Origin of the sequence: Massilia sp. CT11-108 (assembly GCF_047302915.1) — a bacterium.
GTDB classification, from domain to species: Bacteria; Pseudomonadota; Gammaproteobacteria; order Burkholderiales; family Burkholderiaceae_D; genus Telluria; species Telluria orientalis.
Genome location: NZ_JBKYMO010001093.1, coordinates 1 through 699 on the forward strand (window position 1 = coordinate 1; position 699 = coordinate 699).

Consider the following 699-nt stretch of genomic DNA (forward strand, 5'->3'; position numbering starts at 1 on the left):
CGGCGTAAAACCGTCGGCCAGCAGCGCGCGCAGCGGCACGGCGCCGACCGGCCCCAGGCCGTCGCGATAGGCCCACGCGCTGGCCAATCCACCCGGAAACAGCGCGACCGTGCTCGACGTATTCGCCTGCACCGGAGGCACACCCGCCGCGATCAGCGCCGGCAGGCTGACGAACGAACCACCGCCCGCCAGCGCATTCATCGCACCGGCCACCACGCCTGCCCCGAACGTAAGAAACATTGTATCCATGTCACGATGGTAGTCGGCGCGGTGCGCTCCCGCAATCCGGCAATTCCGGCGTCACACTTCGGCTGGGGCGAAGGCACAGTCACGCCCGCCATGCCTGCTTGTCAGCATTCCCCTCTGCATTGGCAATGCGTCAAAATCGCGTAGCGAATCGAAAACTCCTTTCGCAACAATGTGTTAGCGATCACTCAAGCAAGTGTTGTTTTCCCCTCGCATCCGCCATATTCCCCGGCAAAAAGCTTGCGGTACGGCAACTTCATCTGACATGATCAGCACCGATGCGGCCGCAGATACCGCAAACACGAAACCTACCCGAACATCGACGGAGCGCCGCGTGCCCCGACTACGCCCCCTGCAAACCTATTCCCCGCTGCTCGTGGCCGTGGCCGCGTCGGGCGTCATCGTCCCGCTGGCCGGCTGGCAGTGGCATGGCTATGTATCTTAAAAACATAA

General features: G+C 62.7%; 1 protein-coding gene. It reads right to left on the minus strand.

The window, feature by feature from the left end:
* Nucleotides 1–249, minus strand: a 249-nt coding sequence (locus ACEN88_RS33345) for a TSUP family transporter (RefSeq protein ID WP_413346608.1), incomplete at its 3' end; no start/stop codon positions are given.
* Nucleotides 250–699 lie beyond the last annotated feature (450 nt).